The 14744-nt window shown below is 67.6% G+C and carries 13 protein-coding genes; 3 read left to right on the top strand and 10 right to left on the bottom strand.

Annotation, left to right across the window (positions count from 1 at the left end):
* Positions 1-313 precede the first annotated feature (313 nt).
* Positions 314-1444 (top strand): ATP-binding protein, encoded by a 1131-nt coding sequence (locus GC203_RS11440; protein ID WP_293454355.1) that lies wholly within the window; start codon positions 314-316, stop codon positions 1442-1444.
* A gap of 322 nt (positions 1445-1766) precedes the next feature.
* Here the strand turns inward: GC203_RS11440 and GC203_RS11435 are convergent, their stop codons facing one another.
* Entirely contained in the window at positions 1767-2705 is a 939-nt protein-coding gene (locus tag GC203_RS11435; RefSeq protein WP_293454354.1) for an EpsD family peptidyl-prolyl cis-trans isomerase, read from the bottom strand.
* 333 nt (positions 2706-3038) lie between these two features.
* Between GC203_RS11435 and GC203_RS11430 the strand changes: the two genes are divergently transcribed.
* Positions 3039-4751 (top strand): right-handed parallel beta-helix repeat-containing protein, encoded by a 1713-nt coding sequence (locus GC203_RS11430; RefSeq protein ID WP_293454352.1) that lies wholly within the window; start codon positions 3039-3041, stop codon positions 4749-4751.
* A gap of 17 nt (positions 4752-4768) precedes the next feature.
* Here GC203_RS11430 and GC203_RS11425 read toward each other — a convergent pair whose 3' ends face one another.
* Positions 4769-5086 carry a DapH/DapD/GlmU-related protein gene (locus tag GC203_RS11425; RefSeq protein WP_293454351.1) on the bottom strand — a complete coding sequence of 106 codons (318 nt, stop codon included), beginning with the start codon at positions 5084-5086 and terminating at the stop codon, positions 4769-4771.
* A gap of 137 nt (positions 5087-5223) precedes the next feature.
* On the opposite strand from GC203_RS11425, the gene GC203_RS11420 reads away from it, so the two are divergent.
* Positions 5224-5688, top strand: coding sequence for an acyltransferase (locus GC203_RS11420; protein ID WP_293454350.1), 465 nt, complete (start codon positions 5224-5226; stop codon positions 5686-5688).
* A gap of 102 nt (positions 5689-5790) precedes the next feature.
* On the opposite strand, the gene GC203_RS11415 is transcribed toward GC203_RS11420, so the two are convergent.
* The 8 genes from GC203_RS11415 to GC203_RS11380 form a co-directional block, all read right to left on the bottom strand.
* Positions 5791-6486 carry a PEPxxWA-CTERM sorting domain-containing protein gene (locus tag GC203_RS11415; RefSeq protein WP_293454348.1) on the bottom strand — a complete coding sequence of 232 codons (696 nt, stop codon included), beginning with the start codon at positions 6484-6486 and terminating at the stop codon, positions 5791-5793.
* A 302-nt stretch (positions 6487-6788) separates the two neighbouring features.
* The gene (gene rfbA, locus GC203_RS11410) at positions 6789-7658 is read right to left on the bottom strand and encodes a glucose-1-phosphate thymidylyltransferase RfbA (protein WP_293454347.1); all 870 of its coding nucleotides are present in this window, start codon (positions 7656-7658) and stop codon (positions 6789-6791) included.
* On the bottom strand, positions 7655-8704 hold the full coding sequence (rfbB, locus tag GC203_RS11405) for a dTDP-glucose 4,6-dehydratase (protein ID WP_293454346.1): 1050 nt from the start codon (positions 8702-8704) through the stop codon (positions 7655-7657). Before rfbB ends, rfbA begins: the two co-directional genes overlap by 4 nt.
* A gap of 73 nt (positions 8705-8777) precedes the next feature.
* Entirely contained in the window at positions 8778-11207 is a 2430-nt protein-coding gene (locus GC203_RS11400) for a polar localization protein TipN (RefSeq protein WP_293454345.1), read from the bottom strand.
* A 178-nt stretch (positions 11208-11385) separates the two neighbouring features.
* Entirely contained in the window at positions 11386-11607 is a 222-nt protein-coding gene (locus GC203_RS11395; protein ID WP_293454343.1) for a hypothetical protein, read from the bottom strand.
* Between the two features lie 82 nt (positions 11608-11689).
* Positions 11690-12646 carry an endonuclease/exonuclease/phosphatase family protein gene (locus tag GC203_RS11390; protein ID WP_293454342.1) on the bottom strand — a complete coding sequence of 319 codons (957 nt, stop codon included), beginning with the start codon at positions 12644-12646 and terminating at the stop codon, positions 11690-11692.
* Between the two features lie 42 nt (positions 12647-12688).
* Positions 12689-13216, bottom strand: a complete 528-nt coding sequence (locus GC203_RS11385; RefSeq protein WP_293454340.1) for a methylated-DNA--[protein]-cysteine S-methyltransferase — start codon at positions 13214-13216, stop codon at positions 12689-12691.
* Positions 13197-14702: an AlkA N-terminal domain-containing protein gene (locus GC203_RS11380; protein WP_293454338.1), complete on the bottom strand. Its 1506-nt coding sequence runs from the start codon at positions 14700-14702 to the stop codon at positions 13197-13199. Before GC203_RS11380 ends, GC203_RS11385 begins: the two co-directional genes overlap by 20 nt.
* Positions 14703-14744 lie beyond the last annotated feature (42 nt).

The raw sequence follows: 14744 nt of genomic DNA, 5'->3' as shown, positions 1-14744 counted from the left end.
CGCCGAGCAGGATTTGTGACCGCCTTCAGGTCGCAACTTGGCGCATGGAGGTGGCATGGCGAGGTTCTCGCTGACGGGTGGGCTGTTCGGGCGCAAGGGAGCCAAGAAGGCGGCCCCCGCGCGGAGCGCCGAAATGACCGTCCTGCGGCCCACCACGCGCGAACCGGCGCGCGGAAGCGGAGCGCCGGTCCTGCCCCGCTTCAACACCACGGCGAACGACCAGCTGTCTCCGAGACGCGGCGACCGCTTTTCGGTGTTGAGGTCGAAGATCCGCCGCGCCTTCACGCCTTCGCAGCCCGTGGCGGACCCGCGGATGTTCGCCGGACGCCAGCAGATCCTCAAAACGATCATCAGCTCGATCGAGGACCAGCGGCTGCATCTCGTGCTCTACGGCGAGCGCGGGATCGGTAAGACTTCGCTGTTGCACATGCTGGCTCAGGCCGCCCACGAGGCGCGCTACATCGTCGTCTACACGTCGTGCGGCGCGAACTCGAACTTCGACGAGACCTTCCGCGCCGCCGCCGCGGATATCCCCCTGTTGTTCCACAGCAGCTACGGACCGACGACCAGCGAGGCGGAAGGCGGAGCCACGCTGTCCGACCTGCTGCCCTCCACCCCGATCAACCCTCAGCAGTTCAGCGACCTGTGCACCAAGCTGCGCGGCACCCGGGTGCTGATCATGCTTGATGAGTTCGACCGGTGCGAGAGCGCCACGTTCCGGCGTAACATCGCCGAACTGATCAAGAATCTCTCCGACCGCCTCGGCCGCGTGCAGCTGCTCCTCGCCGGGGTTGCGGGCGACCTGTCGGAGATCGTCGAGCACATCCCCTCGATCCGACGCAACATCCTGGCGATCGGACTTCCGCGCATGACTGATGCGGAGGTGCTGCAGCTGGTGGCGCAAGGCGAGCGGGAGTCCGGCCTGACTTTTGAGCCGGCCGCGTCCAAGCTCGTCGTCTCGGTCGCGCAAGGGTCTCCGTACATCGCCAGCCTGCTAAGCCATCATGCGGCCCTGGCGGCGCTGGACGACGAGCGGACGTCGGTGCTCGCCCAGGACGTGGCCTACGCCGTCGACCAAGCCGTCGAAGAGTTTGAGAATCGCATCGCCCGCCTCAGCCGCAGTCAGGTGGACGCCCTCATGGAGGGCGGCCGCGCCGAAGACCTGGCGCTGGCCGGCCGGGTCGCGCTGTCGCTCAACGGCGCCTTCGCCGAGAAGGACCTCGTGGCCACCGGAGAGGCGGACGAGGCTCGCGCCCGTTCGATCATGAAGCTTCTGAAGGACAACGATCTCATCCGGCCGGCCGACCTCGCCCGCCCCGAGGCAAAGACCGTGAGCTTCGTCGAAGAAGGATTGCCGACATACTTCTGGATCTCGTGGACCCAGAAGACCCTCGCCGCCGCGCCGCCGCAATCGCCCCGAACGGCCGCCGGCTCCGCCGGCTGACTGTCCGCAAGGGGCAAGGTCGAACAAGAAGGCCCCGGGGCCGGACGCTGGATGCGCCGGCCGCGGTTCCATTTCAGCAGACTTTCGGACTTTGTTCGCTAGAGCGCGTTAGGCGAAAGTGTGAGCGGTTTCGCCGCTCGAACGCGCTCTAGCTTTGGAGCCTGGAGCACGATTCAGCGGTCAGGTGATTCCACCTGACCCCATCGTGCTCTAGCAGGCCTTCCCGCTCACGATGAGGCATCGTGAGCGGGAAGGCCTCCAAACTCAAAGAAGCGAGCACGTTGATCCCGCCAGGCTTGATTCAAGCCTGGCGCGACGTGCTCTAGGGAGCTTTCGTCACAGGCGCGGCCGCGGCCGGGGCGGCCGGGGTGGTGGGCGCGGCCGGAGCCTTCGCCGCATCCGCCTTCGCGTCCGTGGGTTTCAGGTCCTTGAACGAGTCCGCGTAGACGATCGAGCCCTCGGCCGCCTTCCGAAGCCCCTCGATCTGCTTGGCGACGGCCTCGCGCGTGCGCTGCTGCTGGAGCATCGAGGTCGCCATGGATACCGCCACATCTCCGCGGATGGGCAACGTCCTGGCGTCCCGCACCTGGTTGAACACCAGCCCTCCGCGCTGCGGGACGACGAAGACCTCTCCCGGGGGCAGCTTGGTGATCTGCTGCGTCATCCGAGGATCGGTCGAAACGGTGTCGATCGTCGAGACGCTTTCCTGGTAGGCGGCGCCGTCGGTGTTGAGCATGGCCTTGACCTCATCAAGGCTCTTCAGCGGCCGGTATTTCTCGGGTTCGAACTTTTTCGGCTGCGCGATCACCTGGTCCACGACCATGACCTGTCGATTTGCGAACATCTCCGGGTGCGCCGCCACGAAGTTCTCCGCATCCGTGCGGCTGGGCGTCTGTACGGACTGGGCGATCTTCCGTTCGAAGAGTTGCGCGAGGACGCGCTTCTTCCCGTCTTCGACCCGAAGGTTATAGTCGACCGACTTGTCCAGCTTCTGCTTCTTGGCCTCCTGGGCGACGACGTCCTGAAGGATCAGCCGGTTCAGCGCCGCCTGCCGGGCCCGCTTCATCGTCTCAGCGTCGCGCGACGAGAACCCGCCGAGCTGGTTGCGAAGCTCCAGTGTGGTGATCTCTTCCCCGCTAACGGTGGCGACCACCTGTCCGGAAGGCTTGCGGCCCAACAGACCTTTGACCTTGTCGCATCCCGCCAGCGTCATCGACGCCACAACGGCGACCGCTACGAGGGTCACGCCCTTCGTCTTCAATTGCCTTCCTCCACGATCCCGGTCCCGGCCATGCGCATCGGGGCCCATCTGCTCAGCTTTGTTTATATCGAACCCCATCTTCCGCAATCTTAATCGGCGTCAGGCCTACACCGTGAAAACCTTCGCTGTACGGCTCCATCAAGCCGCAGCCACGCGTCGACTACATCTCAAGAGAGCGGCGCCAATCGCCGAACATTCACATCTAGATACAAAGTCTTTACCACGTTTGCGGGCCAGTTATTAATCGATGCGCCCGTATGGTGACTTCGATTCGGGGTGTCGGCGCCAGCTTAATTGGGCTCGCGCTACCAAGTAATTCGAAGGAGAATGGCGTTGTCGATCGCAGTCAACAGCGTTTCCGGCCTAAATGCCGCCCTTAATACTGCCAAGGGCGGCGAAACTATTGTGCTTTCGGCCGGAAACTACGAAGGCCTCACGATCAGCGGGCTGCACTTCGACAGCGCGGTCACGATCACATCCCTCAGCGATACAAACGAAGCGGTCCTGAAGGCGCTCTCCATCAAGAATTCGTCCGGGCTCCAGTTTCAAAACCTGGAGTTCGTGACAGACGCCGAAAAGAATCCCTACTTCAATTTCCGCGTCGAAGGGTCGTCCGACATCACGTTCGACCACCTGGACGTGCATGGAAGCCTGGACGGCAACCCGCAGAACGACGCGTTCGCCTTTGCGATCACCGCCAGCAACAATATCAAGGTCACCAACTCCGAGTTCCACGAAGTCGGGGTGGGCATCAATCACTTCAATTCCAACAACCTTACCATTGCCGACAACAATTTTCACGGCATCAGATGGGATGGCATCGATGGTGGCGGATCTTCGAACGTCACGATTTCCCGCAACGCATTTTCAGATTTTCACCCGCGCGAGGGCGAACACCCGGACGCCATTCAATTCTGGACGACGAACACCACCGTCTCGGCCAGCAACATCGTCGTCAATGACAACCTGATCGAACGCGGCGCGGGCATCCCGATCCAGGGCATCTTCTTTCAGGACGAAGTCGGCAACCTGCCGTTCCACGGCGTGACGATCACCCGCAACCTCGTCGTCGGCGAGAGCTACAACGGCATCGTGGTCAAGCACGCGACCGACGTCACCGTCGAGAACAATGAGGTCGTCGCCCTACCCGACCAAAGCTCCTACATCACGATCCGTGACGTGGAGGGAGCCATGATCACCGGCAATCGCAGCACGTTCCTGCAGTACCTCAACGACACGGCGGTTCACGACTCCGGCAATCTCAAGACCACGACCACGACCGACGGCGGGGCGGCCGCCGTTGGCAGCTGGCTTGCGGCGCATGCCATCGGGCCTCAGATGGTGACGTTCGCCGGTGTCGAGACGGCGGGTCCGGTCGCGTCCCTGGATTCCTCGGTGACCGTCAACCTCGTGTCCACGGTCGCCCAGACGACGAGCATCGCTGCGACCGCCGTGGTGGCCGGCGACGCCGCCAACAACCTCATCGTCGGGACCGCCGCCGACGACAAGCTGAGTGGTATGGGGGGCGCTGATACGCTGAAAGGCGCGGCCGGCAACGACGTGATCTCCGGCGGCGACGGCGACGACCTCATCTACGGCAACCAGGGCGCCGACACCCTTTCGGGTGGTGCCGGCGCGGATCGCCTGACCGGCGCCGAGGGCGACGACTACCTTTCAGGTGGCGCGAGCGCGGACACGCTTGAAGCGGGCGCCGGCGCCGACCTGATGTCCGGCGGCGAAGGCGCCGACATCTTCATCTTCCGCGAGGGCGACACCCTGGCCAGCGCACCGGACCGCATCCTCGATTTCGCGCACGGGGACAAGATTTCGCTGACGATGGTCGATGCGAACGTGAACGCCTCGGGCGACCAGGCCTTCACCTTCATCGGCGCCCAGAGCTTCCACCACAAGGCGGGCGAACTCCACTACGAAGTCGCGAACGGCGGCATCTACCTGTCGGGCGACACGAACGGCGACGGGATCGCCGACATCAAGCTGTTCCTCGACGGCCTGAAGTCAATCTCCGTCGGAGACATGTGGATCTGAGCGGCGCGCGCCGCCGCTCACGGCGTGGCGGGATCGAACGGCATCGCCGGGTTGCCCGCCACGTGGGCCCCCGGGGGTACGTCCTTCGTGACCACCGCACCTGGCGCGACAACGGCTCCGGCTCCGACCGTCACGCCGGGCATGATGATTGCGCGCGGCCCCAGGTTGCTTCCGGTCTCGATCCGCGTGTCGACGTAGATGCCCCGCGTGCGATCATGCGTCAGGATCACCACGTACTCGCCGACCACCACATCCGCCTCGATGTGGATGCCGCGCGGCCAGGTGCGGTCGATGAGGGCGGAGCTCGCGATGCGCGCGGTACGGTGGATGTCCATGCCCCAGACGCGCGCCTGAATGACTCGCTGTATCCAGCGCCGAAGGGATTCAAACAACTGATCGCCCGCCCAACCCTGTGTCCCCAGACGTGGACCTCGCCGCGCGGCGCACTCTATAGAATGGTTCGGTTTCGTCCATGCCGCTGAAATCGCTCAATCAATTCCATGATTTCCGCAACCTTCTGATTCGCGGTCGCAATCTTTGGCTGCGACTGCGGCGAGGCGTGACGGCGCCCACGGACGCCAGCATATCGCTCTCTGCTCAGTTCGCGGCGGGCAAGCGCGGCCACATCACCCTGGGGGACCAGACCCTCGTGGCCTTCCACACCTACTTCTACACGCGCGATCCGCTGACCGGGGAGACGCGGCCAATCCGCGTTGGCTCCCGCTGCTTCATCGGCGGCGGCAGCGTCATCGGGCCCGGCGTCACGATCGGCGATGAGTGCATCGTGGCCGCAGGCGCCGTCGTGCTGGATGATGTTCCAGATCGGGCCATCGCCGCGGGAAACCCGGCGCGGATCATCCGGCGCGAGATTGAGGTCGGCCCTTACGGTCGCCTCAAAGGCGCGGACGACAACTCCCGCAGGATGTACACGGACTAGCGGGCGCGGAGCCGCCCAGCCTATTAGGTTCGGTCAACCACCAGGCCAAAAAACCGCCGCCCGGAGGGCGGCGGTTTCCAACTCTACCGTTCGGTGTTCCGCTTAGGCGGCGGTGACCGAAAGCTGGCGACGCGAGCGCAGCATGGCGCCCGCGCCACCGAAGCCGAGGATCATGAGCGCCCAGGTGCCCGGCTCGGGAACCGAACCGCCAAAGGTGCCCGCCAGGCTGTCGGCGTCGAAGCTTTGCAGTTCGTCACCGTTTTGGCCGAGGCTGAAGATCGGGTGCACGTTCGAGAACGTGAACGACGCGTTGAAGTGCGTCAGGTACGACAGATCCACGATGTCGGAGTCCAGGATGACCTGGCCGAGCTGGTCCGTGATGTTGCCCGTCTCACCGCCGGGAAGACCGGTCAGCCAGAGGCCCGTGAAGACGCCGTGCAGCAGCTTGGTGTCGTGAGCCGCGTTCCAGAAGGTGAATTCACCGTCCAGACCCGTCTGGGTGAAGTTCGGGCCCGGCGTCGTCGAGAGCGAGCCGTTCGCCGTGGCGGTCAGGGTCAGGAAGGCCTCTTGACCCGCGCCGTCGTTGACGAGCGCGTTGTTGAAATTGATGTAGGTCGCCAGGTCGTCGACGAGGAGGTCACCCGAACCGGGGCCCGTGCTCGTCCACGAAATCTGGTCGGCGCCGGGATCGCCCGACGTCGCGATGGAAACCAGCGTGGTTGCGCTGGCGGCAGTCGCTGCCAAGGACAGCGAGAGCGTGGCGAACGAAGCCGCCACAATCTTGGTGATAGCCCGCATGATCAAAACCCCTGTTAACTTCTCTTTCACCGTAGGGCGGCCGTTTCGGGCTGTCACCTCACTTCCCCTACTAGGCGAGTTCGAAAAACCCACCAGGAGAGATTTGAGGCGAAACGCCTGAAAAGCCGCTGCGCAAGCGATCAGCGCCCGCGCCGACCCAAAGGAAAGTCAACAAACTCTTAACATGAAAATGCCGAGCTTGACCAGCCAGTGCGTCTTGGACGGATCACTGCACATATCGGGCCAACTCCCCACATCACCTGAGGAAATTGGTTAACGCGCGTGATTCGGCGCGACCGCGCCTAGCCGCCGGCCAGCTGCCGCAGATAGCGGCCGTACTCGCTCTTGCCCTGGAATTCGGCGGACTTCATCAGCTCGTCGCGATCGATCCAGCCGTTCTCGAAGGCGATCTCCTCGAGACACCCGATCCGCAGGCCCTGGCGCTGTTCGTAGGTGCGGATCAGCTCGCCCGCCTGGATCAGGCTGTCGTGCGTGCCGGCGTCTTCCCAGGCGAATCCGCGTCCCAGCAGCTCGACGTGCAGGTCGCCCTGCTGAAGATAGACGTCGTTGAGCGCGGTGATCTCGAGCTCGCCGCGGGCCGACCGCGTCAGCGTCTTGGCGATCTCGCTGGCGCGGCCATCGTAGAAATAGAGCCCCGTGACCGCGAAGTTGGACTTCGGCTTGGCCGGCTTCTCCTCGATGGACAGCGCGCGGTTGTCGGGCGACAGCTCGACCACGCCGTACCGTTCCGGATCGTGCACCGGATAGCCGAACACCGTCGCCCCGCTCGTCCGCGCATCGGCCGACTTGAGCATCTGGACGAAGTTCTGGCCGAAGAAGATGTTGTCGCCCAGGATCAGGACGCTGGGCTCACCGCCGACGAATTCCTCACCGAGGAGGTAGGCTTCGGCCAGCCCGCCGGGGGTCGGCTGAATCACATATTCGAAGCGCACTCCGAACCGCGACCCGTCGCCGAGCAGGCGTTTGAATCCGGCCTGGTCCTCGGCGGTGGTGATGATCAGAATCTCGCGAACGCCGGCCAGGAACAGCACCGACAGCGGATAGTAGATCATCGGCTTGTCGTAGACGGGGAGCAGCTGCTTCGAGACGGCGATCGTCAGGGGATGCAGCCGCGTGCCGGCGCCGCCGGCGAGGACGATGCCGCGCCTCACGCCTTGACGAGCCCCAGCCGCTCCGAGTGGAAGCCGCGGTCGCGGATCCGTTCCACCCAGGCGTAGTTGTCGACATACCAGCGCACGGTGTCCTCCAGGCCCTTGTCGAGGGGCATGCGAGGCGTCCAGCCCAACTCGGCCTCCAGCTTCGAGGCGTCGATGGAATAGCGGAAGTCGTGGCCAGGCCGGTCGGTGACAAAGCTGATCTTGTCGGCGTGCGGCGTATTGGCCGGCGCCATGGCGTCGAGGTGGGCGCAAATGATCTTCACCACCTCGAGGTTCCGCTTCGTCGCGTCGCCGCCGATGCAATAGGTCTCGCCCAGCCGGCCCTTGTGGAGCACCAGGAGCAGGGCCTCGGCATGGTCGTCCACGTGCAGCCAGTCGCGCACCTGGCGGCCGTCGCCGTAGACGGGGATCGTCTTGCCCTCGAGCGCCCGGGTGATCACCGTCGGGATCAGCTTCTCGGGGAACTGGTAGGGTCCGTAGTTGTTCGAGCAGTTGGTGATGACCACCGGAAGCTTGAACGTGTGGCCCCACGCGCGGACGAGGTGATCGGCCGAGGCCTTGGACGCCGAATAGGGCGACTTCGGATCGTAGGGCGTCGTCTCGGTGAAATCGCCGTCCTCGCCCAGCGCGCCGAAGACTTCGTCGGTCGAGACGTGGTGGAAGCGGAATGCGTCCTTGCGGTCGCCTTCCAGCTTGGACCAGTACGCGCGCGCCGCTTCGAGCAGCACCGCCGTCCCCATGATGTTGGAGCGGACGAAGTCGAGCGGCCCTTCGATCGCACGGTCGTTGTGGCTCTCCGCCGCCAGGTGCATCACAGCGTCGGGTTGGTGGCGTTCGAACACGGCGTCGAGCTTCTGACGATCGCACACGTCGACGTGCTCGAACGCGTAGGCCGGGTTGTCCGCCACGCCGGCGACATTGTCGAGGTTGGCCGAATAGGTCAGCGCATCGAGGTTGACCACCTGATGACCGTCCCGGACAGCCGTGCGCACGACGGCCGAGCCGATGAACCCGGCGCCTCCAGTGATGAGGATTTTCATTGGGCCTTCCTGTGGGGGACTCGTCCTGGCGTCAACCGCCGATGTGCAATGATCGTGCCTATTCGAGACAAGCTCAGATCATGTCACCCGCCGCCGCATCCAGAAGCAGGAAGATGCGCCCGCCGGAATCGGCCAGCAGCTCGGCCAGGACAAAACCCTGGGGATCCCGCATCGCCGCATCGTCCATCAGCGTCTTGTATCGCCGCAGGTAGATCTCGGCCCGTCGCTTCACCGCGTCGTCCGTGAAGAGCCGCCGCGCGATCCTTCGGGTGGCGGCCGGCGCGAGCTTGCGGACGACCGCGCGCCCCCCCTCCAGGTCGCCTGCCTGAATGGCCGCCGCCACCTCCTCGACCCGAGCCTTGGGCAAGAGCTTGACCGTGTCGACGCCCATGGCCGCGAGTTCATTCGCCAGGGCGTCCTCCAGGCGCTCGCCGTCGCCGTCCTCGCCATCGAGCGAGGCCAACAGGTCCTTCCAGGTCCAGGTCTCGCCCGTCTCGCCGCTGTCCTCCGGCTCGGCCGGCGCCTGGCCCCCTGCGGCCTGGAAGACGGCCGAGAACTCGCGGTCGGTCGCGGTCGGCGTCAGTCGGATGCGGTCGCGCAGCCCGATGCTGTCGGCAAGGTCGGCCGGCGGGGCGGCCGCGCGCCTGACCTGGTCGGCCAGCGCCGGCGGGGCGGGTTGAGGCGGCGGCTGGGGCGGTGGCGTGACCGCCGCGACGCCCATCAGCCGGATGGCCTCCGACAACATTTCGAAGTTGCGCTTCACTCGCTCCTGGAACGCCTGATCGATCGCCTCGGCCTCCTCGGCCGTGCGGCGGGCCTGCGCCCGCAACTCGTCCATGCCCTCGCTCAACGCCGCCCGAACCTGTTCGGCCTGGGCGCGCGCCGAATCCGGCAGCCGCACCGAACGCTGCTCGATCTCGCCGAGCAGCGCCGAGAGTTCGCCAAGCGTCGCGCGCGCGGCTTCAGCGCCGTCGGCCAGCTTCCGGGCGGTGGTCGCGCCCGCGTCCTCCACCATCCGGGACGACTGTTCCACCAGGGCCTTGGCCTCTTCGAGCCTCGCCTCGAAGACCTGGTTGGCCTTCTGGCCGGCGTTGAAGGCGGCCTCGGACAACTGATCCACCTGCTCCCGCGCGGTGGCCGCATGACGTGCGGCGGCGGCGCGCGTGTCCTCCGCGGCGGCGGCCAGCGCATCGACCGCGGCCCGCGTCTGGGCCTCGAGCCTCGCCCGCTGATCCGCGGCGGCCGCCGAAACGGCCTCCAGCGCGTGCAACGTCGACTGGCCGAACTCCTCTCGCTCCGCCTTGGCGGTCTCGGCGAGATCGCGGAACTGCAGGGCCGCGTCCGACATCAGGCGACGCAGGGCCTCGCCGCCCGAGATCGCCCGCTCGCTCATCTCGTCGGCCGAGACGCGCGCCGTCTCGATGAACTCGCGCAGCGACTGCGCGTGAAGCTCGGCCTGGACGGCGAACGCTTCATGATCGCCCTTCAGCGCCTGGCTGAGAGCGACCAGCGCGGTTCGTTGCTCGGACAGGCCGCTCTCGACGGCGCGGACCTGGTCGGCCACCCCGCTTCCTGCGGTTTCCAGACGCGCGATATGGCGGGTCAGGTCCTCGCCGGCCGTACGGGCTGCGCCGGCCGCCTCGCCGGCCGCCGCCGCCAGGTCGGCCGCCCGCGCGGCCAGGGCGCCCTCGGCCTCGCGGATCTGCGTCTCGGCGACGCCCGTCGCCTCGGTCACCATGCGCGCCTGCTGCGCGATCGCGTCCGTGACCTTCGCGGCCTGGGCGTCGAGCATCTGGGCGAGACTGCTCATCTCGCTCCGCTCGCGCCCCAGTGTTCCCGCCAGCTCGTGCGCCGTGCGGACCGACTGGGCCGTGGCGCCCGTCAGCTTGTCGGTCTCGAACGCGAGGGCGTCGCGGAGCGCAGTCAAGGTCTCGCGCGCCTCGTCGGCGGCCGCGCCTGCGCGCGCGATCTCCTCCCTCACGGCCTGGGTCACGTCGCCGGCCCGCGCCGCCGCCAGCACCACCGGCGCCAGCATCTCCTCGGCCATGGCCTGCGCCCTGCGTCCCTCGAACGAGAGCTTCTGGGCCTGGCGGATCATGTAGGCGACACCAAGGACCAGCGCCGCCGGCCCGATCGACAGCAGCGCGAAGACCGCCAGGGCGAACGGCTCGTTCTGCAACGGCGCGACATTGTTGCGGTAGCCGATGGCGTAGGCGATGGGCGCGAGCGCCCAGAGCGCCGCGACCGCGAACGCGATCAGCCAGACCGGCCAGCCCGAAGGGGGATCTTCATCGAACACGCCCGCCACCTCACGCACCTCGGTCTGCAGGTCAGGGTGCGCGGCCTGCGAGCGCGCGCGACGGATCGGCAGCGTGTGACCGAGATTGGCCGGGTCCAGGGTCCGGAAGCCGGCCTGCAGGGCGTCGGCCGCGCCTTCGGCTTCATAGGGATCCTCTTCCTCGCCGCCGAAATCCATCGGCTTCGGCCGTTTGGAAAGCGTCATGAAAGCGCGTCCCTTCCTCCGCGAATTGGGCCGCGGCGGACAGCCCGCCCTCGCGGCCGCCTCATCAATCAAGGCGCCGCCATGAGGATTACCCTTGGCGACGGCCGACGCAAACAGCTCCAGGCCAAATTCACCGCCTGCGCGGCGTATTGTCGTGGATAGCCGGGACGGCCGGCGTCTAGGTCTTCACCAGTTGGCTCGCGGAGCCCGACGGACAATTCGAGGCCCGCTCGACCATCGCATCTCGTGAAGCCGCGCGAGGAGACCGGGCCACGATCCGCTCATCGGCCGGATGGGCTTTCTCGATCCGGGCCGCCTCCAGCGTCACGCCGAAATGGGAAAACGCCACGGCGGACGAGTGAACGACGACCGCCGCCACCATCTCCGTCAATGTCGCCATGGCCCGCCCCCGACGATTCCGCCAACCGCGGGTATACGATGCGCCGCGGCCTCGCGGGAGGCCGGCGAAGATGAAATCTTGGTCATGTCCCGCCCGCCGGCCGCGGGGCCAGGGTGACGATGACCGGATAGTGGTCGGAGCCCAGCGCCGGTCCGCGCCGGACCTCCACCGTCGCCCATCCGGGCCCCGCGTAGACGTGGTCGATGGGCAGGTACGGGAACGGCGCCGGCAGGCGGTTGTGGCTCAGCTGCCCGGCGGGCCAGGTGAACAGCGCCCGCGTGCGGCGGATGAGGCCGAGGTCCCGGTCTTCGCGCCGGCGCGCGAACGACCACGGCGTTGAATTGAAGTCGCCGGCCAGGATCAGCCGTCCCTTGGGTAGCTCCGCAAGATAGGCGTGAAGGTTGGCCGTCTGCATCCGGTCCTTGGCGAAGCGGATCGGCCAGTGGCGATGCACCGCCACGACCGTGAAGGCGCCCTGCGGGCCGTCGAACGTCGTCGACGAGATGTAGCTGGATTTCCCGGTCCGCGGGGGCTCGGCGTAGGTGGCGACGGGCGTCGCCTTGGAGAAGACGGCCGCGCTGCAGCGGCCGCACGAGATCTGGTAGCCGGCCGCCAGCAGCTTGTCGCGCAACCGGCTCGCCTCCTGCAGCACGATGATGTCGGCGTCCTGCGCCAGCAGCCAGCGCACCGCGTCGTCGGGCCGCGTATTGCCGCCCCAGGCGTTGAACTGGATCAGCTTGAGCTCGCCGGGTCCGTGGTCGGCGCGCGGCGACGGATCGCGCGACAGGAACTCCGGCGCAATGAGCGCCGCGCTCGCGACGGCGGCCAGGAGGGCGACCGCAAGGAGTCCGGCGTTGCGGTAGGCCGCCAGAGCGACGGCAAGGACCGCGCACGCCGCCGCCAGGTAGAACGGCGCGAAGTGTGTCAGCACGTCGAGCCTGGCGCTGAAGCGCCCGCCCTGGGCGAGGCATGACGCCGCCAGCGCGCCGAGCGCCGCAAGCCACAGGGTCGCCGCCAGCCCGAAGCGAAGAAGGGTCATCGGCCAGCGCCTAACACGCGTCGCGCCGGCCGTCGCCGTGGTTCAGGCCGCCAGCGGGGCCGCCGCGCCCTCATGCTCCAGAAGCCAGCGCTTGCGGTGCAGCCCGCCGCCGTAGCCGGTCAGCGATCCGTTCGAGCCGATCACCCGATGGCAGGGCACGACGAGCGCCACGGGATTCGACCCGTTGGCGAGGCCCACCGCGCGCACCGCCGTCGGCCGTCCGATCCGCTGGGCGAGAACGGCGTAGCTGATGGTCTCGCCCGCCGGGATATCGCATAGGGCGCGCCAGACCTCGCCCTGAAACGCCGTGCCGGCGCCGTCCCACGCCACGCGCTCCAGCGCCTCGATCTCGCCGGCGAAATAGGCGTCGAAGGCCGGCCGGAGCGCGCCCCTGCCCTCGACCTTCTTCGCCGAGGGATATTTCCGGTCGATCCGGGCCGCCATCTTGGGTTCGTAGTCGGTCCAGTCGAACGCCCGCAGGACGCCGGCCTCGTCGGTGACAACCAGCGCCACGCCGATCGGTGTCGGGATGCGGTCGAGGGTCAAGGTGTCAGGCTGCGCGGCGCGCATCGGTCTTCGTCCCCTTCTTCGGCTGGGCGAACGCCGGATCGGCGGCCCACAGGTGCTGGGCGGCGTAGGCGCGCCAGGGACTCCAGCCCTGGCTGCGGGCAAGGAGCTGTTCCGGCGACGGCCGTCTGCCCGCCTCGTCGGTCATCGCGCGCAGGAGGCCGATGTCGGCCTGCGGAAAGGCGTCGGGCTCGCGCAGTTCGCGCAGGGCGATGTACTGCGCCGTCCATTCGCCGACGCCCGGCAGCGCCTTCAGCGCGGCGATGGCGCTCTCGAGGTTGGAGCGCGGCGTGAAGATCGCCGGATCGTCCGCCACGGTCCGGGCCAACGCCTCAAGAGCCGCGCCGCGAGCCCGCGGCATGCCCAACGCCGCGATGTCCTGCCCCACGAGACGCTCGGGCGCGGGGAACACCCGGGTCAGGCCCAGTTCGGCAGCCGCGGGGTCGTCGATCGGCTCGCCGTAGGCGGCCACCAGCTTGCCGGCCAGCAGGCGTGCGGCGCTCACGGTGATCTGCTGGCCGAGAATGGCCCGCACGGCGAGTTCGAAACCGTCCCAGGCGCCCGGCGCCCGCAGGCCCGGTCGCGCCTCGACCAGCGGCGCGAGCGCTGGATCCTGGCTGAGGTGCGCTCCGATCAGGGTGGGGTCGGCCGACAGATCGAACACCCGGCGCACCCGCGCGATGACCGAAGGCAGCGCCTTGAGCTTGGGGAAGCGGATTTCGGCCGAGAGGGCGCCGTCCCGTCGCGGCGTGACGATCACCACCCCCCGTGCGCCGTCGACGGCCAGCGTTCGCGCGTAGCGCCGGGGCTCGACCCGCTCCACCCCCGCGATCGCGCGATCGCCGAGGAACCGGACTATGGCGTCCCAGTCGTAGGGCGGCTTGTAAGGCAGGCGCACCGTGATGCCATCGGCCGCTGGCGTCTCGGCCTGGCGGGACCGGCGCAATTCGCTCGGCGGGCGACCGAAGAGCTGCTGGAAGGTCTCGTTGAACCTTCGGACGCTCCCAAAGCCCGACGCAAGCGCCACCTCGCTCATCGGCAGGCGGGTTTCCTGGATCAGTTGCTTCGCGAGCAGCACCCGCCGCGTCTGGGCGACGGAGACCGGCGAGGCGCCGAGATGCTGGCGGAACAGGCGGCGAAGCTGCCGCTCGCCGACGCCGAGGCGCGACGCGAGCGCATCGACGTCGCCGCCGTCCAGGGCGCCCGCTTCGATCAAGGCCAGCGCGCGCGAGACCGTGTTGGAGGTTCCGCGCCAGGCCCCGAGATCAGGCGAGGCCTCCGGCCGGCAGCGCAGGCAGGGCCGATAGCCGGCCTCCTGCGCCGCGGCGGCGCTCGGAAAGAACTCGACGTTCCTGGCGTTCGGCGTCCGCGCCGGGCAGATCGGCCGGCAATAGATGCCCGTCGTCTTCACCGCGCAGAAGATGCGCCCGTCGAACCGCGCATCGCGGGTCTGGAACGCTCGCCGGCAGGCCTCGAAGTCCATGTCCATGCGCCAAGGATGAGCGCTGCCGCGGTCCGCGTCTCGCGGTTT

Source organism: Phenylobacterium sp., assembly GCF_016124325.1.
GTDB lineage: Bacteria > Pseudomonadota > Alphaproteobacteria > Caulobacterales > Caulobacteraceae > Phenylobacterium.
Note: the sequence above shows the minus strand (reverse complement) of the source record. Positions and strands in the feature narration are given on the sequence as shown.